Source organism: Aminobacter sp. P4_D5 (assembly GCF_056401815.1).
In genome coordinates this window covers 1-696 of the sequence record NZ_JBFUIP010000754.1, presented here as the reverse complement: position 1 = coordinate 696, position 696 = coordinate 1, and the positions used below count along the sequence as shown (strand labels likewise).

Below are 696 nucleotides of genomic sequence, written 5' to 3'. Positions count from 1 at the left end.
CCGCCGGTGCCGGCGCTGGCCTCCAGCACGGGCGCGCCGCTGGAGCGCAATCCGCTCGCCGACCTCCGCGTGCGGCGGGCCCTGGCGCTCGCCATCGACCGGCGGATGATCCAGGAGCGGGTCATGGAGAATTCCGCGCTCGCCACCGCGCAGTTCATGCCGCCCGACAGCTTCAGCTACGTGCCCGATCTGCCGATCACGACTGCCGACACCGAAGCGGCGCGGCGCCTGCTGGCCGAGGCCGGATACCCGCAGTGCTTCGCCCTCACGCTCGCGGGCTCCAACGACCGCTACATGAACGATGCGCGGGTGGTGCAGGCGATCGGCCAGATGTGGACGCGCATCGGCATCCGCACGACCATCGAGGCGCAGCCCTATGCCAGCTTCATAGGCCGCGCGTCGCGACGCGAGGCGCCGGCGAACCTGCTGAGCTGGGGCAATTCCACGGGCGAGGTTTCCGTCCTCCTGAACTCGGTGCTGCGCACGGTGAACCGCGAGCGCGGGCATGGCTCATCCAACCGCATCCAGTATTCCAACCCGGAGATGGACCGGCTGCTCGGCGAGGCAGAGGTCGAGCTGGACGACGCGAAGCGCGAGGGCCTGCTGCGGCGCGCGACGCGGGTGGTGCTGGAGGATGTCCCGATCATCCCGCTCTACCTGCAGAACGCGATCTGGGCGATGCGCTCCAACCTCACC

Annotated in this window: 1 protein-coding gene; it reads left to right on the top strand. The window is 70.0% G+C overall.

All coding sequences use genetic code 11. The features are described from left to right. Positions 1 to 696 (top strand): ABC transporter substrate-binding protein (locus AC1DWF_RS34790; RefSeq protein WP_476843030.1); only part of this gene is annotated, 696 nt, incomplete at both ends.